The sequence below is a fragment of the Micromonospora hortensis genome (assembly GCF_022230935.1).
Lineage (GTDB): Bacteria > Actinomycetota > Actinomycetes > Mycobacteriales > Micromonosporaceae > Micromonospora > Micromonospora hortensis.
Map to the genome: position 1 here is coordinate 1 of NZ_JAKKFE010000068.1, position 614 is coordinate 614.

Annotated in this window: 1 protein-coding gene; it reads left to right on the top strand. The window is 72.1% G+C overall.

Features of this window, described 5'->3' with window-relative positions; all coding sequences use genetic code 11:
• Positions 1–27: 27 nt before the first annotated feature.
• Positions 28–614: acyl-CoA dehydrogenase family protein (locus NIE111_RS29270; RefSeq protein ID WP_238687484.1), on the top strand; the 587-nt coding region annotated here is incomplete at its 3' end.

A 614-nucleotide genomic window follows, 5' to 3' on the forward strand; every position in this document is an offset into this window, starting at 1 on the left:
GAAACCACAGCCGGTGCGGCCGCGCCGCTGCCCGCGGAAGCCGGGCAGGTCACCGAGAAGGAGGCCCGGCAGGTCGCCGAGGCCGCCCGGGAGTCCACCTGGGACCGACCCAGCTTCGGCAAGGAGCTGTTCCTCGGCCGGTTCCGGCTCGACCTGATCGACCCGTGGCCCCGATCCGATCCGGACGACGTGGCTCGCGCGGAGGAGTTCCTTGGTCGGTTCCGCGCCTTCCTGGCCTCCGAGGTGGATGGTGAGGCCATCGAGCGGGACGCGTCGATACCCGACTCGGTGTTCCACGGCCTGGCCGACCTCGGCGCGTTCGGCATGAAGATCGACCGGAAGTACGGCGGGCTCGGGCTGAGCAACCTGCACTACTGCCGGGCGCTCATGCTGGCCGGCTCGGTCAGCCCGGCCATCGGCGCGCTGCTCTCGGCGCACCAGTCGATCGGGGTGCCGCAGCCACTGAAGATGTTCGGCACCGCCGAGCAGAAGCAACGCTTCCTGCCCCGGCTCGCCGCCGGCGAGGTGTCCGCCTTCCTGCTCACCGAGCCGGACGTCGGCTCCGACCCGGCCCGGCTGGCCACCATCGCGGAGCCGACCGAGGACGGCACCGG